Here is a 22,929-nt window from a genome sequence, read left to right as displayed (position 1 = left end):
GTTAGATGGCCGCATGGGTTGCGCGCGCTGTATACCTGAGTCCTTTCTTAAGGACTCTCGCGCTACACCCATCCTACACACCGAGGTACCGGTGCGCCAATTCGGGTTGGGCGGCAAGTTCGGCGGGGCTGCCCTGCCACACGACGCGGCCTTTTTCCAGGACGTGGTGGCGGTCGACGAGCGTGGCCATCTCCTTCAGGTTCTTGTCGATCACCAGGATGGTCTGGCCTTCCTCCTTCAGACGGCGCAGGCAGTTCCAGATTTCCTGCCGGATCAGCGGCGCGAGCCCTTCGGTGGCTTCGTCCAGAACGAGCAGGCGCGGATTGATGAGCAGGGCGCGGCCCACGGCCAGCATCTGCTGTTCGCCGCCGGACAGCGTGCGGGCGGATTGCAGGCGGCGTTCCTTCAAGCGGGGAAACAGGTCGAACACGCGATCCACGTGCCAGCCGGCGCGGGTGTTGCGCGCGGTCGCGACGAGGTTTTCTTCCACCGACAGCGAGCCGAAGACACGGCGGCCCTCGGGCACCAGGCCGATGCCCAGCTGCGCGATGCGGTGCGGCGCCAGGCCCGCGATGGGCTTGCCGTCCAGCAGGATGCCGCCGCCCTGCGCGGGCAGCATGCCCATGAGCGTCTTGACCGTGGTGGTCTTGCCCATGCCATTGCGCCCGATCAGGGACACGACCTGCCGCGGCGCGATGTCCAGGTCCACGCCGAACAGCACCTTGCTTGCGCCGTAGCCGCCCTGCAAAGCCTTGATCTGCAGCATCATTCCTCCTCGCCCAGGTAGGCGGCGCGCACGTCCGGATGCCTGCGCACCTCGTCCGGCGTGCCGGTGAAGATCGTCTTGCCGTACACCAGTACGGTGATGCGGTCGGCCAACGCGAACACGGCATCCATGTCGTGCTCCACCAGCAGGATGGCGTAACGGCCCTTGAGTTCCCGCAGCAGCGCCGTGATGCGCTGCGATTCCTCGGCGCCCATGCCGGCCATGGGCTCGTCCAGCAAGAGCACGGAAGCGTCAAGGGACAGCGCCATGGCCAGTTCGAGTTGCCGTTTTTCGCCATGGGCCAGGGCGGACACGCGCACACCGCCGCGGCCGTCCAGGCCGACGCGTTCGAGCGCCTGGCGGGCCGGGTTGCGCAGCTGCGGCAGCCGGCGCGCGTTTTTCCACAGGTTGAAGCCGCCCGGGCTGTGCGCCTGCACGGCCATGGCGACGTTATCCTCGGCGGTGAAGCCGGGGTAAAGCTGGCTGATCTGGAACGAGCGGGCCAGGCCCGCCGCGGGCCGCTTGTGGGCGGGCATGCGGGTGATGTCGCGGCCGTCGAGCAGGATGGTGCCGTCATCGGGCAGGATCTCGCCGCTGATCTGCGACAGCAGCGTGGTCTTGCCGGCGCCGTTCGGGCCGATGAGCGCGTGCAGTTCGCCGGGCTGGACTGCCAGGTTGACGCCCTGCGTGGCGTGCACGGCGCCGAAACGCTTCTGCAGGCCGCGGATTTCAAGTTTGGGCTGATCAGCCATGGTGCTTTCCCCCCGCGAGCCAGCCGTAGACCCCGCGCTTGCCGAACAGCACCACCAGCACCAGCACCGGGCCCAGGATGAGCATCCAGTGCTCCGTCCAGGCAGTGGCGACCTGTTCCAGGCCGAGATACACGGCTACGCCCAGAACCGGTCCGAAGATCGAGCCCATGCCGCCCAGGATGACCATGGCCATCAGTTCGCCGGATTTCTGCCACGACGACATGTCCGGGCTGACGAAGAGCGCGTAGTTCGCCCACAGCGCCCCGGCCAGTCCCGTGCCGGCCGCCGACAGCACGAAGGCGGTCAGGCGGTAGCGCAGCGGCGCCAGGCCCAGGCCGATGCTGCGGCGGGGGTTCTGCTTGATGCTCTGCAGCGCCATGCCGAACGGCGAATCGACGATGCGGCGGCAGGTCAGAGCCCACGCCGTCATGAGCCCCAGGCACACGTAGTAGAAGGTGGCGGGGTGGTTCATGTCCAGGCCGGGCAGCGTGTTGCGCGCGTCGATCGACAGGCCGTCGTCGCCGCCGTAGACCATCAGGCCGACGAGGATGAAGTACAGCATCTGCCCGAACGCCAGCGTGATCATGATGAACTGCACGCCCGTGGTGCGCAGCGACAGAAAACCCACCAGCAGCCCGGCCAGCGCTGCCACGGCAATGGCCAGCGGCCACATCGCCAGCGCGGCGTTGCTGCCGCCCCAGCCGAACAGCGTGTCGCCCTGGCCCAGGTGGAAACCGGCAATGCCGATGACATATCCGCCCAGGCCGAAGAAGGCGGCGTGGCCGAAGCTGACCATGGCGCCGTAGCCCAGGATCAGGTCCAGGCTGACCGCCGCGATCGCGTAGATGAGGAAACGGGTCATCAGGTTGACCAGAAAGGTCTCGCCCGTGGCCGACGCAATGGCCGGCACCAGGGCGAACAGCAGGAACCCGATCGCGTTGACGATCATTTTTCGTGTCATGGATATCGTTCCTAACGCTGCGCGGGCACAAGGCCCCGCGGCTTGAACAGCAGCACGATGGCCATCAGGATGTAGATGCTGGCCGACACCAGGCTGGAACTGGCGGAATCCGACAGTTCGGGCGGCAGCAGCCGCGACATCCAGAACGGAATGTAGGCGCGTCCCAGCGCATCGGTCATGCCTATCATCAGCGAGCCCGCCAGCGCGCCGCGAACCGAGCCCACGCCGCCCACCACGATGACGACGAAGGTGGTGATCAGGATGCGCTCGCCCATGCCGATCTCCACCGCCAGCAGCGGCGCCGCCATTACGCCAGCGAATCCGCATAGCAAGGCGCCGAGCGTGAAGATCAGCGTGAACAGGCGCTGGATGTTCACGCCCAGCGCGTCCACCATTTCCCCGTCGTCGGCGCCCGCGCGCACCAGCATGCCCACGCGGGTGCGCGAGATCAGCAGCCACAGCCCGACCGCCACGAGCACGCCCGCGCCGATGAAGGCGAGCCGCATCACGGGGTAGTTCAGGCCGGGCAGCAGGGCCACGGATCCCGACAGGAACGGCGGGATGTCCATGAAGGGCGGGCTGCGGCCGAACAGCACTGTGACCAGCTCATTGGTGAACAGCGTCAGGCCCAGCGTGGCCAGCACCTGGTCCAGGTGGTCGCGGCGGTACAGGTGGCGTATGACCAGCAGTTCCACCACCAGCCCGTACAGCGCCGCGCCGGCGAGCGCCGCCAGCAGGGCCGCGGCGAACGAGCCCGTTGCGGCGGCAGCGCTGGCCGCGCAGAATGCACCCACCATGTAGAAGGAGCCATGCGTCAGGTTGATGACGTTCATGATGCCGAACACCAGCGTCAAGCCCGCTGACAGCAGGAACAGCAAAGCGCTGTACTGCAGGCTGTTCAGTACCTGCTCCAGGAGCATCAGCATGGGAATCCCCTACATCTTGCAGTCCGCAGCATGCACGTCGGTGTGGTCCCGGGCGATGACCTTGAGGTTCTTGTAGCGCAGCTTGCCGTCGGGGCCGGCCTCGATGTGCAGCAGGTACCAGTCCTGGATCGGATGCTGGTTCGGGCCGAACTTGAACTTGCCCCGCACGCTGGGGAAGTCGGCGCGGCGCAGCGCGGCGCGGAAGTCATCGGCGCGGCCCGCGACGTCGCCGTCCACGGCCTTGAGCGCCGAGGCGATGAGGTTGGCGGTGTCGTAGGCCTGCGCGGCATAGGCGGTGGGCGCGCGGTTGTAGGCCTTGGTGAAGGCTTCCACGAAGTGCTTGCTCTGGGCGTTGTCCAGATCGGCGCTCCACAGCGAGCTCAGGTAAAAGCCCGCGCCGGCGGAACCGGTCGCGGCCAGCATGCGGTCGTCCATCGAGTAGATCGGCGTGATCATCTTGATCTTGCCGGCCAGTCCGGAGTTGGCGAACTGCTTGGTCAGGTTGATGCCCGCTCCGCCCGGATGGAACTGGAATATGGCGTCGGGATTGAGGGAGCGGATGCGCGCGAGTTCGACCGAGAAGTCCGCCTGCTCCAGCTTGGTATAGATCTCGTCGGCGATTTCGCCTTTGTAGGTGCGCTTGAAACCCGCGACCGCGTCGCGCCCGGCCTGGTAGTTGGGCGCCATGATGACCACGCGCTTGGCGCCGAGCTCGTTGGCCGCCATGCCGGCCGTATCGGCGTAGGAGTCGTTCTGGAACGCCACGGAGAAGTAGTTCGGGTTGCAGGCCTTGCCGGCGTAGTTGGACGGGCCGGCGTTCAGGCTCACATAGAAGGCGCCGGCGTTCAGCACGGTGGGGCCGACCGCCGCCATGACGTTCGAGAAATTGATGCCGGTGAACAGGCGCACGCCGCTTTGCACCATCTTGTCGGCGATCTGTTTGGCGTTGGCGGGTTTGAGCGCGTCGTCCTCGACGCGCACGTTGACCGGCACGCCACCGAGCTTGCCGCCGCCTTCCTTCACCGCCAGCATGAAGGCATCGCGCTCGTCTTCGCCGATGTAGCCGGCGGGCGTCGACAGGGTGCCGATGAAGCCGATGTCGACCGGTTTTTGCTGCGCGCCGGCCGCGAACGCGGCCAGCGCAAGCACGAGGGCGGCGCTGCCGCGGATTGCGGTTTTTCTCATGGTTGTCTCCTTGAGTGCCTGCATTTTTTCTATTGAGAGGATTGCCCCGCGAGGCAGTTTTCCACCTTCCAGCCGTACAGCCATTGCAACGCATCGTAGAACTGGGACTGGCTGCGGCCCGTCCACAGCATGTTGCGCACGGTGCGTTCGACGCCCCGCGCGTGATAGAGCCTGCCCATTTCGCGCGTGGACCACACCACGCGCGCGCTGCGTGGAATGCGGACCGATTCATACAGGCGGAACGCGGCCTCCAGGTCGTGCTCGCAGCGCCTGACGGCTTCGCCCAGGGTCACCGCGTCCTCCAGCGCCATGCAGGCGCCCTGGGCCATGTATTGCGTCATGGGATGGGCGGCGTCGCCCAGGATGGTGACGCGCCCCTGGCCCCAGCGCTCCACGGGCTCGCGGTCGGCGGTGGCCCAGCGCTTCCAGGACGTGGGGCGGTCCAGCATCTGATGCGGGCGCGGGTGGATACCCTCGAAGTACGACAGCACTTCATCCTTGCTGCCCTCGCGTACGCCCCATTCCTCCTGCTCGCGACTATGGAAGGTCACTACCAGGTTGTATTGCTGGCCGCCGCGCAAGGGATAGTGCACCAGATGGCAGTGCGGGCCGGCCCACAGCACGGGCGCGTTGATGCGCAATTCCTCGGGCATGTTCTCGCGCTCGACCACGGCGCGGTAGACCACGTGGCCGGTCACCCTGGCCGGGTCGCCCACCATGCGCTCGCGGATCACCGATTTCACGCCATCGGCGCCCACCACGGCGTCGGCGCGGTAGCGGTTGCCCTGCGTGTCCACGACTTCCACGCCTTTGCCGTCCTGCGACATGCCGGCGATCTGTGTGGAGGTGCGGAAGCTGATCAGGGGATTCTGCTGCACCTCCTCGAGGATGGACAGATGGATGTCGGCGCGGTGGATGACGGCGTAGGGGCCCCCGAAGCGCGCGCGGAAGGCGTCGCCGGTATCGATGCGCACGACTTCCTTCGCATCCACCGCGTCCATCATGATGATGTGGTCGGTGAACACGGCGCGGCCGCGCGCAGCCGGGCCCACGCCCAGGGCGTCCAGCGCCGCGAAGGCGTTGGGACCGAGCTGGATGCCGGCGCCGATCTCGCCGATGTGCGCGGCCTGCTCCAGCAGCTGCACGGCGATTCCCTGGCGGGTCAGGGCCAGCGCGGCGGCCAGGCCTCCGATGCCGCCGCCCACGACGATGACGGATTGCCCGGCGGGCGTTGTTTTGTGCATTGCGTTCATATGTGGTCTCCGCGCCGCTCAGTCCTGGCCGCCGAGGAATGCGCCTTGCCGGCGCAACTGCGCCTGCAGGGCGGGAATGGAAATGTCGGCCGGCAGGACGCCTGTCTGGAGCGCCATCGCAGATGCCGTGCCGGCGGCCTCGCCCATGACGAAGCAGCTGCCGCTCACGCGCGCGGCGGATTGGCCCTCGTGGGTCATGGACGCGCAGCGTCCAGCCACCAGCACGTTGCTCGCCACGCCGGGCCCGCGGCGGGGCACCATCATGCGGAACGGCAGCTGGTTGTAGCCGCGCGATTCCGGAATCGGCGGCCAGACCCACTGCACGTCGCCCGCAGTGTGCATTTCCAGCGGCCAGCCGTTGACGCCGATGCTGTCCTCGAAATCGGCGCAGCCCAGCACGTCTTCTTTGGTCAGCACTGCCTCGCCCACGATGCGGCGCGTTTCGCGGATGCCCAGTTGGGGAGCGATGTCCAGCACATAGGCGTTCTCGAACCCCGGAACCTTGGCGCGCAGAAAGGCCAGGTATTGCACGATCTGGCGCCTGCCCTCCAGCTCGCCGGCCGACAGGGAATCGGCGTCCGTGCCGTCGGCGGCGCTGCCGTCCGCATTGGCCAGCTGCGTGACGTTGACCCGCCATTCATAGTCGTGCTTTTGCGGCCGCACGATGGCGCCGCGGCGCGGGAAGGTGAATTCGCCGCTGGCGGCGGCCTGGTCCATCAGCTGCGGAATGGTCTTCCAGGCTTCCTGAGCGCGCGCGCCATCCACGTTGCCTACCTTGAACATCAGCGTGGGATAGAGCATGTGGCCGCGCTCGTCGCCCTTTTCGAAGGGCAGGCCGCCCCATCGGGCGATGTCGGCGTCGCCGGAGCAATCGATGAATATCCGCGCGCGCACGGCGCACCGGCCGGATTTGGTCTCCAGGAACAGCGCGTCCACGCCGCCGTCCGCACCGCGCGCCGCGCCCGTGGCCAGCGCATGGAACAGCACCTCCGCGCCGCTGTCCTGGAGCAGCCCGTCCGCGGCGCACTTGAAGGCGGATATGTCATAGGCCTGGGCGTGGATCTTGCCCAGGATGAGGTGCGGATCGTTCAGGCCGTCCATGGCGCGCATGCGGTCCAGCAGTTCGTCGGTCATGCCGTGGACCACCTGACGGATGTCGCCATGGATGTTGGCGTGCAGTCCGCAGAAGTTGGACACGCCGGCCGCGGTGCCCATGCCCCCGAGGAATCCGTAGCGCTCCACCAGCAGCACGCTGGCGCCGTTGCGCGCCGCGCTGGCGGCGGCCAGCAGGCCGGCCGGGCCTCCTCCCAGCACGACGACGTCGAATTCGCCGTAAAGAGGGACCTGGCGGGCGGGTTCGGTGATGACCATCTGATTCTCCTTGCTTGTGCTGGCGGAATGCCCCGGCGCCGCGCTATTGGCCCTTGATGCCGAGCTTGCGGATCAGGGGCTCCCAGCGCTTGAGTTCATCGTCCATGTAGCCGCGGAACTCGGCCGGCGTGCTGGCCACCGGATCCATGAACTGGGCTTGCAGGCGCTTGGACACCTCCGGATCGCGGACGGCCTGGATCAGCGCGTCGGAGAGTTTTTTCTGGATATCCGCCGGAACCTTGGACGAAATCACGAAGCCGATCCACGCGGACCCTTCGATGCCCGGCACGCCCACCTCGGCCAGCGTCGGGATGTCGGGCAGCAGGGACGAGCGCTTGGACGAGGTGACGGCCAGCGCCTTCAGCCTGCCGTCCTTCACCATAGACATGACCGCGATGGGCGGCAGGGCCGCGAACTGTGTATCGCCGGACAGCAGCGAGGTCAGCGCGGCGGGCGAGGAGGGATAGGGCACGTGGGTGGCGCGCGCGCCGATCTGCTGCAGCATCAGCTCCACGGCCAGGTGCGACACCGTGCCCGCGCCCGGCGACGGGAAGTTGTACTTGTCGGGGTTCTTCTTGAGCGCGTCCAGCAGCTGGCCCACGTAGGCGATGCCGGCCGTGGCGGGCACGACCAGGACGTTGGGCTGGTGCACGGCGAGGGTCAGCGGCGAAAGGTCGGTCGCGGGCGCGTAAGGCAGCTTGTCGAACAGCAGCGTGTTGTTGACCAGCGGGCCCGTAATGGAGACGCCGAAGGTATAGCCGTCGGGCTTGGCGTTGGCAATGGCGTAGGTGCCGATGTTTCCGCTGGCGCCTGGCTTGTTTTCGATCACGATCGCCTGGCCCAGGATGGCGCCCGCCTTTTCGCCGACGATGCGGGCTACCTGGTCCGGGCTGGAGCCCGGACCGAAAGGCACGATGGCCTTGAGCGGCTGGGCGGGCCAGGCGTCGGCGTGCGCCGCGCCCAGCGGGGCCAGCGCGGCGAGGCCCAGCGCCATCGCGTGGAGCGCGATGCGGCGCGCGAGCTTTTGCGTGCAGGCCGGCGTCGAGGACTTATGCATGGGTGTCTCCCAGGTCTTTCATGGCGTTGAAGTAGGTCTGCTCGTTGGCGATGAAGGCGGCGACCATTGCCCGGTAGGTGGCGTCCACCACCTGGTCCAGGTTGGCGAAGCCCTGGTCGTGGCGCTGCGCCAGCAGGCGGACCTTCTCGAAGACCTGGGCCTGGCGGGCGGGCGCGCTGACCTGGAAGGCATCGCGCTTGAAGCGCGCGGCGTCCTTCACGTACATGGCGCGTTCGGCGATCAGACGGACGATGTCGTCGTCCAGCCGGTCGATATTGGCCCGCACGTCGGCCAGCGTGGCGCAGAGCGGGCGGTAGGCGGGGTCGGTGTAGGCGCGCAGCGGCGCGCCTTGGGCGTCGGGCTCTTGGTTCGTCACTTGCTGTAGTCCGGTTGTTGCGCTGGCGCGGCCTGCTGGAAGGCGGCTTGCGCGTTGCAGTGTTCATGGATGCGCAGCACGCGCGGGTAGGCGGACAGGTCGCAGCCCATGCGCAGGGCGTTCGCCACTTGCGGCACCAGGCAGCAATCCGCCAGGGTGGGCGCGTCGCCAAAGCAATAGGCGCCGTGGCCGTGGCGGGCCAGCAGCGCTTCCACGGCCGTCAGGCCTTCCCGGATCCAATGGTGGTACCAGGTGTTCTTCTGTTCCTCGCTCGCGCCCAGCACGTCCTGCAGATAGCGCAGGATGCGCATGTTGTTGACGGGATGGATGTCGCAGGAGATGGCGTCGGACAGCTCCAGCACGCGGGCGCGCTCCAGCGTGCCGGCCGGGATCAGGCGAGGCTGCGGGTGCGTGGTGTCGAGGTAGTCGATGATGGCCAGCGATTGCGACAGCTGGACCTCGCCGTCGATCAGCAGGGGCACGCCCGCCGAGGGGTTCAGGGCCATGTAGTCCGCGGCGCGCTGCTCCTGCTTGCGCAGGTTGACCGGGAGGTAATCGTAGGACAGGCCCTTGAGCGCGAGGGCGATGCGCACGCGATAGGAGGTGGAACTGTTGAAGAAGCTGTGCAGTTGCATGGAATGGGCGTCGTTGAGGACGGTAGTCCGTGGTTGTATCGGTCCGGGGCCGCTATTCGGCCGTGATGCCGGTGCGGGCGACGATGTCGTCCCAGCGCTTGGCGTCGCGGGCGATGAGGGAACCGAATTCGGCGGGGGACGAGGTGGCCGGGACCATGCCTTGGGCATCGAACGCCGAGGCGGTGGCGGGCGTCTTGAGCACGGCGTTGATCTCCTGGTTCATGCGGTCGACGATGGCGGCCGGCGTGCCTTTGGGCGCCAGTACGCCATACCACATGTCCACGTCCGCGCCTTGCAGGCCGGCCTCGGTCAACGTGGGCGTGTCGGGCAGCTGCGGCAGGCGCTTTGGGCTGCCCGTGGCGATCACCTTCAGTTTCCCGGCATGCACTTGCGGCAGCGTCACGTGCACGGGCAGGAACATGTAGTCCAGCCGGCCGCCGAGCATGTCGGTGACGGCGCCCGCCGTGCCCTTGTAGGGAACGTGGAGCATGGAGGCGCCGGTGCGGTCCAGGAACAGCGCCATCGAAAGATGATGCGGCGTGCCCACGCCCGGCGTTCCGTAGCTGAGCTTGCCGGGCGCGGCCTTGGACGCCTGGACGACGTCGGCGACGGTATTGGCGGGGTTGGACGGGTGCGTTACCAGAAGCAGGGAGCCCCAGGATGTGAGGCCCACGGGCGCGAAGTCCTTTTGCGGGTCGAAACGGAGCTTGCCCTTGTACAGGCTGCTGTTCATGACGAACGTGTTCACCGTCACGAGGAAGGTGTAGCCGTCGGGAGCGGAGCGCGCGACCTTCTCCGTGCCGATATTGCCGCTGGCGCCCGCGAGGTTCTCGACGACGACGGGCTGGCCCAGCGTCCGGGGCAGATTGGCCGCCAGCTGGCGCGCGATCAGGTCGATGCCGGTGCCGGGCGTGAACGGCACCACCAGGGTGACGGGCCGGTCTGGCCAGGCGGCGTGGCTGGCCGCCGCGGCGCACATAAGGGCCGAGGCGGCCAGGATGCGTATGAGCTTGTACATGGTTTGTCTCCGTTCTTGTCGCCGGTCAGGCGCCGGCTTGATAAGGGCGGCGGGGCAGGGCCGAGCCTGCCCGGGGCCTTGGGGCTACACGTAGGAAGCCCGCGCCTTCAGCGCCGCGGGGTCGAAGCCCGCCACCTCCTTGTAGCGGCGCGATATTCCTTCCAATTCCTCGCGGCTGATGACGTCCTCGATGCGGGCATAGGGTTTGTCCGCCGAGCGCAGGTGCGCTTCGCGCAGGATGGCGTCGGGCGGGTTGCTGCGGTTGGTCAGGACGACGCGCGTCGTGGCCTCCACACGAACGCGGTCGTAGTTCTGCAGCGCTTCTGCGCTCAGGCCGTTGCGCTTGAGCTGGCCCGTCAGGTAACGGGCGTCGACCACCGCCTGGCCCGCGCCATTGGATCCGCGCGGAACCATGGGATGGGCGGCGTCGCCAAGCAGTGTCATGCGGCCCTGCGTCCAGGTGGGCAGCGGGTCCTGGTCCACCATGGGGTATTCCAGGATCGAATCGGCGTTCTGGATCAGGCGCGCCACGTCCAGCCAGTCGAAATGCCAGTCGGCGAATGCGGGGAAGAAGTCCTCCAGCCGGCCGCTGCGGTTCCAGTCGCGGACGGCCGGTTCGGCGGCCTCGATCTCGGCCACCCAGTTCACCAGCTGGTTGCCTTCGGCATCGATGTTGTCGCGGATGGGATAGATGACCATCTTGCCGATGGACAGCCAGCCCGCGCGCACCATGCTGGCTCCCGAGAGAAAAGGTTTGCAGCGCGTGGTGCCGCGCCACATGTTCACGCCGGAATAGCGCGGCGCGCCTTCCTGGGGGTAAACCTGCTTGCGCAGCGCCGAGTGGATGCCGTCGCAGCCCACGGCGATGCGGCCGCGCACGGGCGGCAGCGCGTTGCCGTCGCCGTCCTGGAAGCGGGCCGTGACGGAATCGGCGTCCTGATCCACGCCCGTGCACCGCGCGTCGACCACCACGCTGTCGTCGCCCAGGCGCTGGCGCACGGCGGCAAGCAAGGCCATTTGCAGGTCGCCGCGATGGATGGAGTACTGCGGCCAGTCGTAGCCCGCTGCGATGCCGGCGGGCTCGCCATAGATGAACTGGCCATGCCGCGTATAGAACACCGACTCGCGCGTGCGCACGGCGATCTTGTCCAGGGCGGGCAGGAGGCCCAGCTCGTCGAGTTCGCGGGTGGCGTGGGGCAGCAGGTTGATCCCTACGCCCAGCGGCTTGATCTCGCGCACGGCTTCGTACACGCGGCAGGCGATGCCGGCCTGGTGCAGGCTCAGCGCCAGCACCAGGCCCCCCACGCCGGCGCCGACGATGATCACATCGGTGTCTGTTTTCATGGCTACACCATCTCCACGCTGAGCGTGCCCAGGCCGTCGACGCCGCCGACCATCCGGTCGCCGCGCACCACCGGACCCACGCCTTCGGGCGTGCCGGTATAGATCAGGTCGCCGGCTTCCAGCCGGAAGTACCTGGAGAGGTAGGAGACCGTTTCGGCCACGGACCAGATCAGCTTGCCGATGTCGCTTTTCTGCTTGTCGGCGCCGTTGACCTGCAGCCAGATGCCGGCCTTGCCGATGTTCTGGACGGAGGCGGCGGGATGCAGGGGGCCGATGGGCCCGCTCAGGTCGAAGGCCTTGCCCAGTTCCCAGGGGCGGCCGGCCTCGCGCATCTTCATCTGCAGGTCGCGGCGCGTCATGTCCAGGCCGACGGCGTAGCCCCACACGTGTTCCAGCGCCTGGTCGACGGGAATGTTTGCGCCGCCGCGGCCGATGGCCGCGACCAGTTCGATCTCGTAGTGCAGGTTGGCCGTCTCGGGCGGATAGGGCAGCGAGAGCGTGCTGCCTTCAGCCACGGGCACCACGGCGTCGGCGGGCTTGCAGAAGAAGAACGGCGGTTCGCGGTCGGGGTCGAAGCCCATCTCCCTGGCGTGGGCGGCATAGTTGCGGCCCACGCAGTAGACGCGGCGGACGGGAAAGCTGTCCCCGGTGCCGGCCACGGGCACGGTGACGGGCGGGGCGGGATCGAAAACGAAAGACATGGATCACCCTTTGAGTGCGCGATGCGCACGGAATGGAAACGGAGGGGCTGCGGCCGGCGCCTTGGGCGCGGCCGCGGCCGGGGAGCTTCAGCCGACGCGGGCTTCGCGCCAGATACCCAGCGCGTCCTGCACCGGGCGGTCGGAATAGCTGAACAGCGTGGCGTCTTCCAGCGCGGCCAGCTCCACCGGCATCCAGGACGACGCGACGAACACGTCACGCGGGCCGAAATGGAATTCCTGTTCGCCGATGCGGGCCGTGCCGCGGCCCTCGACCACGCTGTAGACCGTGGAATCGGTGCTGCGGTAGGTCCGGCCCTGGAAGCCGGCGGGCAGGAACTGCATGAAGGTCGCCATCGTGGGCATGGGGTAGCCGCCGGTGGCGGGATTCAGGTAGCGCAGCTTCACCCCGTCCCAGGGATCGAGCTCGCCGTGGCGGTAAAGCTGGTCCAGCGCCTCGCGGCTGCGTTCGTAGGGATAGTTGAAGATGGGCGAGGTGCCGCCGGCGGCCTGGTGGCGCACCGGCATCATGTTGTGGCCATAGCGGGCCATGCTGTCGCCTTCGGGACGCGTGACCGGTTGGGTGGACGAGGGGTAGTTCTCGGCAAAGCCCGCGTCCAGGAAACGCAGCAGGGGGATGTCCAGGCCATCCAGCCACACCACGGGCTCGCCGCCCTCGGCCGTTTCGGCATTGCCATGGTCGTGCCAGGTCCAGGACGGCGTGATGATGAAGTCGCCCGGGTGCATGGTGGTGCGTTCGCCGTTCACGGCGGTATAGGCGCCGCGGCCTTCCACGATGAAGCGCAGGGCCGATTGCGTATGGCGGTGGCTGGGCGCGATTTCGCCGGGCAGGATGAGTTGCAGGCCGGCGTACAGGCTTTGCGTGATGCTGGCCTGGCCGGGCAGGCCGGGATTCTCCAGGATGAGCACGCGCCGCACCGCTTCCTCGGCGCTGATGAGCGAGCCGGAGGCCATGACGTCCTCGCGCACGTCGTCGTACTTCCAGATGGCGGGCACGCAGCGCGGCGCGGGCTCGCGCGGCACCAGGTTGTGCAGCGACTCCCACAGGGGAGCCATGTGTTTCTTGGCGATGCGCGCGTAATAGGCGGCGCGATCGGCGGCGGGGATGGGGCCGTCGGGCATGTTTGTCTCCGGAATGTCCGGCTGGCGCCGGCTTCTGCGGGATGGCCGCCGCGTGCTTCGCGGCTGGTCCTGTTCTGGAGACGATTATGCGAAAGGAGCTATGTGTTTTGAAATGAAATTATCTTATTATCCATATCAATAAGAATATATATACGAGACAAACGAGGGCTGTATGGACTGGACTCATCGATTGCGCCTGCGCAATCTGAAAATGCTGCTCAGCCTGGCCCAGACCCGCAACATCAGCCATTCGGCGGCGATGCTCAACACCACGCAGCCGGGCCTGTCCAAGTGGCTGAAGGATCTGGAAGACGACATCGGGCTGCCGCTGTTCGAACGCCACGCGCGCGGCCTGCGGCCGACGCCGCATGGCGAGGTGCTGATCGCCCACGCCCAGCGGGTCGAGGCCCAGCTGGACCGCGCCAGCGCGGACATGGCGGCGCTGCGCGAGGGCGGCGGCGGCAGGGTGGTGATCGGCGCGTCGGGCGCGTCGGCCTCGGACACGGTGCCGCTGGCGGTGATGAAACTGCTGGAGCGCATGCCCCAGGCGCGCGTGAAGCTGGTCGAGGGCACCACCGACCATCTGCTGGCGCAGCTGGCCCAGGGCGACCTGGACATCGTGGTGGGCCGCTCGGCGCCCGAGCACCACGATCCCGCCATCCGCTTCGAGGCCCTGTACCTGGAGCCCATCCACCTGGTGGCGCGGCCCCGGCATCCCCTGTTCGCGGTGGAGCAGCCGTCCTGGCAGGACCTGCTGTCCTACCGCTGGATCCTGTGGCCCAAGGGCACGCCCATCCGCAACGCGGTGGACGCGGCCCTGGCCGCGGCGGGGCAGGCGCCGCCGCCCGACCACGTGGAGTCCAACTCTGTGACCGTCAACCTCACGCTGATCAACAACAGCGACATGATCGGCGTCGCTTCGCATCGCGCCGCGCTGCGCTTTTCGCAGATGCGGGCGATGCGGGTCATCCCTGTGCGATTGTCCGGATTCGGGTCGGTGGCCATGTACTGGCGCGAGGATCCGTTCCGCCCGCTCGCCGTGCAGGAGGCCATGGCGGCCCTGCGCAACACCGTCGCGGAACATGCGCCGGGCACGGCGAGGGCGTAATGGACACGCCGCGCGCGGGCTTGAACGCGCTGATCGCGCAATGCCGCAAGCTGGAGGCGGCCCTCCCGGGACAGGACGAGGCCTCCGCCTCGCCCGCGATGCACCGCTTCGTGGCGGCCATGGACGCGCGCAGCGCGCCGCCGGGCATGTGGTCGCCCCTGGTGCTGGCCGTGCTGGTCATGGCGGGCGGCCTGGGGCTGGGCATCGGCGTCCTGGACCTGCTGCTGCGCGACGCGGGATCGGCGCTGGCGGCCTTTGCGCTGGTGCTGGTCTGCGCGGGCATGGCGCTGGCCCTGGCGATCGGGGTGGTCTCGTTCATGGGCGGGCACGCGTTCGGCCTGGTGGTGCTGAAACGCGTGGCCCTGGGCCTGGTCGCCGTCGGCATCCTGGGCGTGATCGCCTGGACGCAGGGCGACATGCGGGCGGTCGGGCCCGTGGTGGCATTGCTTGGCGGGCTTGGGGCCTGGCTGGTGATGAACAGCAATGGCTTCTATGTGTTCGCGGGCTACCAGATGGCGCGGCGGTACATGGAGCGCGAGCAGCGCCCGTGACGGGCGCTAGGCTGGGGTTTGGTGGTCAGGTGTCTGACATCCGTACGCGATGGCGGCACGGATAGCAGGGATGTCTCCCGGGCGTCTGACACCGTGTCGCGAGTCGGTGTCAGACACCCGGCTAGCGTTGCTTCCAGCTTGCCGCGCTTTGCCGTACGGGTGTCAGACACCTGCTTGCGCTCCAATTCACTTCGCCGCCACCTGCTCCGGCGGCACGGGGTTTTCCCAGCCACCGCCGATCGCGCGGATCAGGCCCACGGCCGAGCGCGCCTGCTCCCCGCTCAGCTGCACCGCCACGCGCTGTTGCAGCAGCACGCTGCGGTCGGCCTCGATCACATCCAGATAGCTGATGGAGCCTTCGCGGTATTGCGTGTGCGACAGCTTGGCGGCGCGCGCGGCAGATTCGACGGCGGCTTCCTGCGCGCGGGTCTGGTCCGCCAGGATGCGCAGGTTGGCCAGGTTGTCTTCCACTTCGCGGAAGGCGTTCAGCACCGTCTGGCGGTAGGTGGCGACGTCTTCCTCGTAGACGGCGCGCGCGCGGTCCAGGCCGGCCTGGCGGCGGCCGCCGTCGAAGATGGGCATGGAGAGCGCGGCGCCCACCAACGGCCCCAGCAGGAAGGTGCGGCTGGACCACTGGAACAGGTTGCCCAAGTCCGACGATTCGTAGCCGAAGGCGCCGGTGATGTCCAGGCGCGGGAAGAACGCGGACTTGGCCGCGCCGACGCGCGCGTTGGCGGCCGCCATCGCGCGTTCGGCGGCCGCGATGTCCGGGCGGCGCTCCAGCAGGGCGGACGGCAGCCCCGCCGGGATGGACAGCGCCACTTTCTCGATGGGCTGCGGCGGCATCGAGAACTCGGACGGCGCGCGGCCCAGCAGCACGGCCAACGCATGCTCGGACGCGGCGCGGCGGCGGTCGATGCCCAGCGCTTCCGATTGCGCGCTGGCCAGTTCCGTCTTGGCGCGGGCCAGGTCCAGCTCGCTGATGTCGCCGGCGTCGTAGCGGCGCTGTATCAGCTGCAGCGTGTCCATGCGCAGCTTGACCGTCTGGCGGTAGAGCTGCGATTCGGCATCCTGTTCGCGGACCAGGAAATAGGTCGTGGCGACGTCGGCCTGCAGGGCCAGCAGCACCGAACGGTACAGCGCTTCGCTCTGCTGGGCGTCGGCGCTGGCGGCATCGTAGGTCGAGGCCACGCGTCCGAACAGGTCGGCTTCGTACGACACCATGCCCTGGGCGCGCCAGGTGGTGACGGGGCTGGTGGACGTGCCGTCCGGCAGGCCTTGCGACACGGCCGAGGGACGTTGGCGGTTGGGGCCGAAGGCCGCGTCCAGGGTGGGGAAAAAGCCGGAGCGGGCTTCGCGCTGCAGCGCGCGCGCCTGGGTCAGGCGCGCAGCGGCGGCCTGCAGATTCTGGTTGGCCTGCAGGGCCTCGTCCTCGAGCTGGTTCAGGCCTTCGTCGTTGAATACCTTCCACCAGGCGCCGCGCAGCGCCTCTTCCGATGGCTCGGCGGGTTTCCAGGTGCCGGCTTCCGACGCGGGCAGGGCGGCTTCCTTGTAGGCCGCGGGAACCGCGGCGGAAGGCCGTTCATAGGTTGGGCCCACCGCGCAGCCGGCCAGCGCGAGCAGGACGGCAAGCAGGGCGGAACCGCGGGTCAGTCTTTGGATCATGATGGCTATTCTCTTTGTGGCGCGCCCCGCCGCCGGGGCGGGACGCGCTGGCTATGCTCTTGGCCTGCCGGCTCAGGCGTTGTGCTGCGGGGAAGGCGGCGCGTTCGTGTCCAGGTGCGGCACGCAGACGGGGGCTTCGTGCGGCGCGGCGGCGTGCAGCTTCTTGCCGCCCAGCGTACGCAGCAGCACGTAGAACACCGGCGTCAGGAACAGGCCGAACAGCGTCACGCCCAGCATGCCGAAGAACACGGCGACACCCATGGCGTGGCGCATTTCCGAACCCGCGCCCGAGGACAGAACCAGCGGCACCACGCCCATGATGAACGCGATGGACGTCATCAGGATCGGGCGCAGGCGCAGGCGGCTGGCCTCGATGGCGGCCTCCAGCGGCGTGCGGCCGTTCATCTCCAGCTCGCGGGCGAACTCCACGATCAGGATCGCGTTCTTCGCCGACAGCCCCACCAGCACCATCAGGCCGATCTGGGTGAAGATGTTGTTGTCGTTGCCGGTCAGGTAGACGCCCGTCAACGCGGCCAGGATGCTCATCGGCACGATCAGGATCACGGCCAGCGGCAGGGTCAGGCTTTCATACAGCGCGGCCAGCACCAGGAACACCAGCAGCACGCTGATCGGGAACACCCACAGGCCGGCGTTGCCCGCCAGGATCTGCTGGTAGGTCAGGTCGGTCCATTCCATCTTCATGCCGCGAGGCAGGGTCTCGGCGGCGATCCGCTCGGCCGCGGCCTGGGCCTGGTCGGACGAATAGCCGGGCGCCGGGCCGCCGTTGATGTCGGCGGCGGTGTAGCCGTTGTAGCGCACCACCATTTCGGGCCCGAAGGTCTGCTTGACGGTCACCAGCGACGACAGCGGCACCATGTCACCGGCGGCGTTGCGGGTCTTGAGCTGCAGGATGTCGTCGGCGTGCGCGCGGAACGGCGCATCGGCTTGCGCGCGAACCTGGAAGACGCGGCCGAAGCGGTTGAAGTCGTTCACGTACATCGAGCCCAGGTAGATCTGCATCGTGTCGAAAACTTCCGTCACCGGCACGCCCAGCTGCTTGGCCTTCACCCGGTCCAGGTCCACGTCCAGCTGAGGCACGTTGATTTCGTAGCTGGAGAAGGCCGGGCCGAGCTCGGGCGTCTGGCGCGCCTTGGCCAGGAAGGCGGCCTTGGCGCGGTCCAGCTCGGCATAGCCGGCGGCCCCGCGGTCCTCGATCTGGAACTTGAAGCCGCCGAGCGTGCCCAGGCCCATAACGGGCGGGGGCGGGAACACGGCGATGAACGAATCCTGGATCGCCGCGAACTTCTGGTTCAGCGAGGCCGAGATGGCGTCGCCCGACAATGCGGCGCTCTTGCGCTCGTCGAAGGGCTTGAGCGTGACGAACACGATGCCCGCGCTGGAGCTGTTGGTGAAGCCGTTGATGGACAGGCCCGGGAAGGCGATGGCGCTTTGCACGCCGGGTTCTTTCAAGGCGATTTCGCTCATGCGGCGGATCACCGCTTCGGTGCGGTCCAGCGAGGCGCCGTTGGGCAGCTGCGTGAAGCCGATCAGGTACTGCTTGTCCTGGGCCGGCACGAAGCCGCCCGGCACCATGTACGAGATGCCGATGGTGGCGGCCACCAGCACGGCGTACACGCCCATCGCGCCGGCCTTGCGGCGGATCACGCCGGACACGCCCGTGCCGTAGGATTCCGACGCGCGGCCGAACATGCGGTTGAACCAGTCGAAGAAGCGGCCGAACACGCGATTCATGCCGCGGGTCAGCCAGTCGGGCTTGTCGTGATGGCCCTTGAGCAGGATGGCCGACAGCGCGGGCGACAGCGTCAGCGAGTTGAAGGCCGAGATCACCGTCGAGATGGCGATGGTCATGGCGAACTGTTTGTAGAACTGCCCGGTCAGGCCGGTCATGAAGGCCAGCGGCACGAACACCGCGCACAGCGTGAGCGCGATGGCGATGATGGGGCCGCTGACTTCCCGCATGGCGCGGTAGGTTGCGTCGCGCGGACTCAGCCCGGCGGCGATGTTGCGCTCGACGTTTTCCACCACGACGATGGCGTCGTCCACCACGATGCCGATCGCCAGCACCATGCCGAACAGCGACAGCGCATTGATGGAGTAGCCGAAGATCAGCAGCAGCGCGAAAGTGCCGACGATGGAGACCGGCACGGCCAGCAGCGGGATGATGGAGGCGCGCCAGGTCTGCAGGAACAGGATCACCACCAGCACCACCAGCGCGATCGCTTCCAGCAGCGTGTGCACCACGGCCTCGATACTGGCGCTGACGAACTGCGTGGGGTCGTATTCGATGCGGTATTCCACGCCCGGCGGGAAGTCCTGGGCCAGCTCGGCCATGGCGGCGCGCACCTTGGTGGAGACGTCGAGCGCGTTGGCGCCCGGCGACTGCATGATGCCCATGCCGACCGCCTGCTTGTTGTCCAGCAGCGAGCGCAAGCCGTATTCCTGCGCGTCGAGTTCGACGCGGGCCACGTCCGACAGGTGCGTTACGGCGCCGTCGGGCGAAGTCTTCAGGATGATGTCGCGGAACTCCTCCTCGGTCTGCAGGCGGCCGCGCGCGTTCACGTTCAGCTGCAGCGGCACGTCGCCCAGCGTGGGGGATGCGCCGATCACGCCGGCGGCCACTTGCACGTTCTGCTCGCGGATGGCGGCGACCACTTCGCCCGCCGTCATGCCGCGCTGGGCCACTTTCTGCGGATCCAGCCAGACGCGCATCGAGTAGTTGCCCGAGCCCCAGACCGTCACTTCGCCCACGCCCGTAATGCGGGCCAGGCGGTCCTTGACGTTCAGGATCGCGTAGTTGCGCAGATAGGTGATGTCGTAACGGTCGTTGGGCGAGATCAGGTGCACCACCAGCGTCAGCGTGGGCGAGCTCTTCGCCGTGGTGACGCCCAGGCGCTGCACGTCCGGCGGCAGCCGCGGCAGCGCCTGCGACACGCGGTTCTGCACCAGCTGCTGCGCCTTGTCGGGATCCACGCCCAGCTTGAAGTTCACCGTCAGGGTCAGGTTGCCGTCGCTATTGGCCTGCGACTGCATGTACAGCATGTCTTCCACGCCGTTGATGGATTCCTCCAGTGGCGAGGCGACGGTCTCGGCGATGACCTTGGGGTTGGCGCCGGGGTATTGCGCGCGCACGACCACGGACGGCGGCACCACTTCCGGGTATTCGGAGATGGGCAGCTGGAACATGGCCAGGATGCCGGCCAGCAGCACCAGCACGGATAGCACGCCGGCGAAGATCGGCCGGTCGATGAAGAATTTCGAGATATTCATGGAAGTTCTCGTTGCGCCTTGCAGGGTTCGGGGCGGCTCAGTTGGCGGCGGCCGAAGCGGTCGTGACAGGCTTGCGCTGGGCCGCGATCATGGGGACGACGGTGGGAGTCACGGCGTCGCCCGGGCGGATGCGCTGCAAGCCATTGACGACGATGCGTTCGCCCGGGGCGAGGCCCGAGTCGATGACGCGCAGGCCGTCCTGGTTGGCGCCCAGCTTGACCTGGCGGTAGGTGGCGTGGTTCTTGTCGTCCAGCACCAGCACGTAGCGCTTGTCCTGGTCGGTGCCGATGGCCCGCTCGTCGATCAGCACGGCCTCGCGCGGATCGCTGCCGCCCAGGCGGATGCGGGCGTACAGGCCCGGCAGGAGCTGGCCGTCGGCGTTGTCGAACTCGGCGCGCACGCGGATGGTGCCCGAGGTGGCGTCCAGGCGGTTGTCCACCGAATGCACGACGCCGCTGCGGGAATAGCCTTCCTCGTTCGCCAGGCCCAGTTCCACCGGCACGGCCGCCGTGCTGTGGCCGTTGCGGGCCGGATTCACGTAGCGCAGGAAGGTCTGCTCGTCCACGTCGAACGAGGCATACATCTTGGACACCGAGACCAGGGTGGTCAGCGGCACCGAGGCGGCGCCGGCGGCCACGACGTTGCCGACCGTGACTTCGGCGCGCGATACGCGGCCGGCAACCGGCGCTTCGATGCGCGTGTAGCCCAGGTTCAGCTTGGCGTAGTCCAGCGCCGCCTGCGCGCCCTGCAGATTGGCGGCGGCCTCGCGGGCCGCATTCTGCTTTTCCTCGAAGTCGCGGCGGGCGATGGCGTTGTCGGCCAGCAGCCGCTGGCCGCGCGCCAGTTCGCTGGCGGTATAGGAAGCCCGCGCCTTGGCGGCGGTCAGGGCGGCGGCGGCCCGGTCCACCTCGGCCGCGTAGGGGCGCGGATCGATGGTGAAGAGTACGTCGCCTTTCTTGACGATGCTGCCGTCCTGGAAGTGCACGGCGGTCAGGGTGCCGGATACCAGCGGGCGGATGTCGACGCGGTCGATGGCTTCCAGGCGGCCGGAATAGCGCTGCCAGTCCACGATGGTCTTGTTCAGGACCTCGGCCACCTCGACCGACGCCGCCGCAGGGGCGCTTTGCGCCTGGGCAGCGTTGGCGCCGGCGGGGGCGCGGAAAAGGGCATAACCGCCGCCGGCCGCGATGACGGCTGCGAAAACGGCAAGCACAGCAATACGATGACGCGAAACCATGATGTTTCCTTGAGATGATGTCGGGACGGAAGCGCGCTTGCCCGGGAGCCGGGGGCGGGTGGCGGCAACGGCGATCCGGGGATGCCAGTCCTCAGATTCCGGTTGGGATGCTGCGATGCAGCATGTGGCGCGGTCGCCTATTCCAGGCAAAGCCGCCTTGGCGGGGCGGGTCTTCGCGGTGGCCGGAATCTGAGGATTGACATGCCCTTTGGGGTCGCCGGGCGGCAAGGGCACTTCAAGATGGTTTGAATTCTGAGTGTTTTACGGGGGCGGATAAACCCGTACATTCCGGCAACACTAGTCGGTGAAAACGACTAATCTGCGCCGAAATCGGGTTATGCTCCTTCCACCCCGACTTATTTGTCTCAAGGACACCGTCGCCATGGACCGTTTTCAGGCTATGCAGGTGTTTGTGCGCGTCGTGGACGCCAACAGCTTCACCCGGGCGGCCGACAGCCTCTCGCTTCCGCGCACCACCGTCACCACCATCATCCAGAATCTCGAACGCCTGCTGGGCGTGCGCCTGCTCAACCGCACCACGCGCCGCATCGGCCTCACGCCCGACGGCGCCGGCTATTACCAGCATTGCGTACGCATCCTGGCCGACGTAGAGGAAACCGAGGCCTGCTTCCAGGAGGCGGCGCTGCGCCTGAAGGGCCGGCTGCGCATCGACGTGCCCACCAGCATCGGGCGGCTGATCCTGATTCCCGCATTGTGTGATTTCCACGACAAATACCCCGACGTGGAACTGGTGCTGGGCCTGGGCGACCGCCCGGTGGACATGGTGCAGGAGGCCGTGGACTGCGTGATCCGCGCGGGCGACCTGGAGGATTCCAGCCTGGTCGCGCGCCGCATCGGCACCCTGCAGACCGTAACCTGCGCTTCGCCCACCTATGTGGCGCGCCAGGGCTTGCCGCAGACTATCGAGGCGCTGCGCGACCACCATGCCGTGCATTATTTCTCCAGCCGCACCGGCCGCAATTGCGCCTGGGATTTCAACGTGGACGGCAAGCACCAGGAAGTGGACATGAGGGGCGCGGTGGCCGTGAACGAGGCCGGCGCCTACCTGGATTGCGGGCTCAAGGGTTTCGGCCTGATCCAGGTGCCCCGCTACATGGCGTTGCCGCACCTGCAATCGGGCGAGCTGATCGAAGTGTTGCCGCAATGGAAGCCCAGCCCTACCGCGATTTCGGTGCTGTACCCGCAGAGCCGGCAACTGTCGCCCAAAGTGCGGGCCTTCACGGATTGGGTGGCCGAACTGTTCGCGGGCTGCCCGCTGCTCAGCGGCCGCGACGAGACCGACCCGGCCGCGGCGCACTGCGGCGTCTACGCGCGCAGCCAGGGCGCACAGCCCGCCACGGTGGCGGCCACCATGCAGAGCCCCGCGCTGCCCGTCGTGCCGCAACGCCGCCGCAGCGCCCGCGAAGAGGCCGCCGAGTACGCTTTGTAAGGGGGGACGGGGCGGCGGGCGAACGCCGGCCGCCTTGGGAAACACGGGAAACTCCGTAGTAAATACAGGCCTTGTGTCCCTCGTATCGCGCGAAACGTCTGTATAGTCCGACAGTCAAAGCCTTACAACGCACTTACTGTCGATC

General features: G+C 67.9%; 20 protein-coding genes. 3 read left to right on the top strand and 17 right to left on the bottom strand.

The window, feature by feature from the left end; translation table 11 throughout:
* Positions 1–73: 73 nt before the first annotated feature.
* The 14 genes from JL37_RS21575 to gtdA all read right to left on the bottom strand — a co-directional run bounded on the left by JL37_RS21575 (position 74) and on the right by gtdA (position 13,485).
* On the bottom strand, positions 74–766 hold the full coding sequence (locus JL37_RS21575) for an ABC transporter ATP-binding protein (protein ID WP_043546637.1): 693 nt from the start codon (positions 764–766) through the stop codon (positions 74–76).
* Entirely contained in the window at positions 766–1,518 is a 753-nt protein-coding gene (locus JL37_RS21570) for an ABC transporter ATP-binding protein (protein ID WP_043546635.1), read from the bottom strand. The genes JL37_RS21575 and JL37_RS21570 overlap by 1 nt, the downstream gene beginning before the upstream one ends.
* Positions 1,511–2,479 (bottom strand): branched-chain amino acid ABC transporter permease, encoded by a 969-nt coding sequence (locus JL37_RS21565; protein WP_043546633.1) that lies wholly within the window; start codon positions 2,477–2,479, stop codon positions 1,511–1,513. The genes JL37_RS21570 and JL37_RS21565 overlap by 8 nt, the downstream gene beginning before the upstream one ends.
* An 11-nt stretch (positions 2,480–2,490) precedes the next feature.
* Positions 2,491–3,405 carry a branched-chain amino acid ABC transporter permease gene (locus JL37_RS21560; protein WP_081955143.1) on the bottom strand — a complete coding sequence of 305 codons (915 nt, stop codon included), beginning with the start codon at positions 3,403–3,405 and terminating at the stop codon, positions 2,491–2,493.
* Positions 3,406–3,414: 9 nt separating this feature from the next.
* Positions 3,415–4,590: an ABC transporter substrate-binding protein gene (locus JL37_RS21555; RefSeq protein ID WP_043546632.1), complete on the bottom strand. Its 1,176-nt coding sequence runs from the start codon at positions 4,588–4,590 to the stop codon at positions 3,415–3,417.
* Between the two features lie 29 nt (positions 4,591–4,619).
* Entirely contained in the window at positions 4,620–5,834 is a 1,215-nt protein-coding gene (locus JL37_RS21550; protein ID WP_156124377.1) for a 3-hydroxybenzoate 6-monooxygenase, read from the bottom strand.
* A gap of 27 nt (positions 5,835–5,861) precedes the next feature.
* Positions 5,862–7,214 carry an FAD-dependent oxidoreductase gene (locus JL37_RS21545; protein ID WP_043546628.1) on the bottom strand — a complete coding sequence of 451 codons (1,353 nt, stop codon included), beginning with the start codon at positions 7,212–7,214 and terminating at the stop codon, positions 5,862–5,864.
* A gap of 43 nt (positions 7,215–7,257) precedes the next feature.
* A complete protein-coding gene (locus JL37_RS21540) occupies positions 7,258–8,271 on the bottom strand; it encodes a tripartite tricarboxylate transporter substrate binding protein (protein WP_043546626.1) in 1,014 nt (337 codons plus the stop codon).
* On the bottom strand, positions 8,264–8,647 hold the full coding sequence (locus JL37_RS21535; RefSeq protein WP_043546625.1) for a chorismate mutase: 384 nt from the start codon (positions 8,645–8,647) through the stop codon (positions 8,264–8,266). Before JL37_RS21535 ends, JL37_RS21540 begins: the two co-directional genes overlap by 8 nt.
* Positions 8,644–9,282 carry a maleylacetoacetate isomerase gene (gene maiA, locus JL37_RS21530; RefSeq protein ID WP_043546623.1) on the bottom strand — a complete coding sequence of 213 codons (639 nt, stop codon included), beginning with the start codon at positions 9,280–9,282 and terminating at the stop codon, positions 8,644–8,646. The genes JL37_RS21535 and maiA overlap by 4 nt, the downstream gene beginning before the upstream one ends.
* 52 nt (positions 9,283–9,334) lie before the next feature.
* Positions 9,335–10,300, bottom strand: coding sequence for a tripartite tricarboxylate transporter substrate binding protein (locus tag JL37_RS21525; protein WP_043546622.1), 966 nt, complete (start codon positions 10,298–10,300; stop codon positions 9,335–9,337).
* Between the two features lie 84 nt (positions 10,301–10,384).
* Positions 10,385–11,644 carry a flavin-dependent oxidoreductase gene (locus tag JL37_RS21520; RefSeq protein WP_043546620.1) on the bottom strand — a complete coding sequence of 420 codons (1,260 nt, stop codon included), beginning with the start codon at positions 11,642–11,644 and terminating at the stop codon, positions 10,385–10,387.
* A gap of 2 nt (positions 11,645–11,646) precedes the next feature.
* Entirely contained in the window at positions 11,647–12,345 is a 699-nt protein-coding gene (locus tag JL37_RS21515) for a fumarylacetoacetate hydrolase family protein (RefSeq protein ID WP_043546618.1), read from the bottom strand.
* 87 nt (positions 12,346–12,432) lie between these two features.
* Complete coding sequence (gene gtdA / locus JL37_RS21510; RefSeq protein WP_043546617.1) at positions 12,433–13,485, bottom strand: gentisate 1,2-dioxygenase; 1,053 nt, start codon at positions 13,483–13,485, stop codon at positions 12,433–12,435.
* A 172-nt stretch (positions 13,486–13,657) separates the two neighbouring features.
* On the opposite strand from gtdA, the gene JL37_RS21505 reads away from it, so the two are divergent.
* Both JL37_RS21505 and JL37_RS21500 read left to right on the top strand, forming a co-directional pair.
* Entirely contained in the window at positions 13,658–14,593 is a 936-nt protein-coding gene (locus JL37_RS21505; RefSeq protein ID WP_043546616.1) for a LysR family transcriptional regulator, read from the top strand.
* Positions 14,593–15,144 carry a hypothetical protein gene (locus JL37_RS21500; RefSeq protein ID WP_043546615.1) on the top strand — a complete coding sequence of 184 codons (552 nt, stop codon included), beginning with the start codon at positions 14,593–14,595 and terminating at the stop codon, positions 15,142–15,144. The genes JL37_RS21505 and JL37_RS21500 overlap by 1 nt, the downstream gene beginning before the upstream one ends.
* 186 nt (positions 15,145–15,330) lie before the next feature.
* Here JL37_RS21500 and JL37_RS21495 read toward each other — a convergent pair whose 3' ends face one another.
* The 3 genes from JL37_RS21495 to JL37_RS21485 form a co-directional block, all read right to left on the bottom strand.
* The gene (locus JL37_RS21495; RefSeq protein ID WP_043546614.1) at positions 15,331–16,809 is read right to left on the bottom strand and encodes an efflux transporter outer membrane subunit; all 1,479 of its coding nucleotides are present in this window, start codon (positions 16,807–16,809) and stop codon (positions 15,331–15,333) included.
* Between the two features lie 72 nt (positions 16,810–16,881).
* On the bottom strand, positions 16,882–20,097 hold the full coding sequence (locus JL37_RS21490; protein ID WP_043546613.1) for an efflux RND transporter permease subunit: 3,216 nt from the start codon (positions 20,095–20,097) through the stop codon (positions 16,882–16,884).
* 37 nt (positions 20,098–20,134) lie between these two features.
* Entirely contained in the window at positions 20,135–21,334 is a 1,200-nt protein-coding gene (locus JL37_RS21485; protein ID WP_081955142.1) for an efflux RND transporter periplasmic adaptor subunit, read from the bottom strand.
* A gap of 382 nt (positions 21,335–21,716) precedes the next feature.
* Between JL37_RS21485 and JL37_RS21480 the strand changes: the two genes are divergently transcribed.
* Positions 21,717–22,784, top strand: a complete 1,068-nt coding sequence (locus JL37_RS21480) for a LysR family transcriptional regulator (protein WP_043546612.1) — start codon at positions 21,717–21,719, stop codon at positions 22,782–22,784.
* Positions 22,785–22,929 lie beyond the last annotated feature (145 nt).

This window comes from Achromobacter sp. RTa (assembly GCF_000757485.1).
In the GTDB taxonomy this organism is placed as follows: Bacteria; Pseudomonadota; Gammaproteobacteria; order Burkholderiales; family Burkholderiaceae_B; genus Achromobacter.
This window is presented reverse-complemented; position numbering and strand designations above follow the sequence as displayed.